Raw genomic sequence first — 416 nt, 5'->3', positions numbered from 1 at the left:
GTTTCAGCGAATTCGCTAGAGCGCGTACAAAATGCTCTTTTCGTAGCGTGTTGGTCTTGGCAACGCTAGCCACTGCATCCGGTTTTACGTAAACTTTCATTACGGTTAGTTTTGAGCGAACCGCTTTACCGGATACCGCATCGACCTGTTTTGCAATCGAGTCTAGAAACTCATTGTCAGCAGCGGCTTCTTTGCCCTCACTTTCAAGTTTTGCAGTGTACAGTTCAACCGCTTTTGCTGCCATTTCTTCCGACCATTTCTTAGCCATGATATTTTCCTCTATTTTTAGGTTAGGTTATTTGAGAATGATTCTCAGTTAACCGACTCGATTAGAATCGGCTAACGGTTATCACTAGCGAATAGCCTTCCATGCGTTATCGCCTTGGATAACATCATAAATATCGCCAGAAGTCATC

Annotated in this window: 1 protein-coding gene; it reads right to left on the bottom strand. The window is 43.8% G+C overall.

Annotation, left to right across the window (positions count from 1 at the left end; genetic code table 11):
• A partial coding sequence (locus A3761_RS01050; protein WP_197472699.1) for a hypothetical protein occupies positions 1-268 on the bottom strand: 268 nt, incomplete at its 3' end.
• Between the last annotated feature and the right edge of the window lie 148 nt (positions 269-416).

The organism is Oleiphilus sp. HI0123, assembly GCF_001635315.1.
Note: the sequence above shows the minus strand (reverse complement) of the source record. Positions and strands in the feature narration are given on the sequence as shown.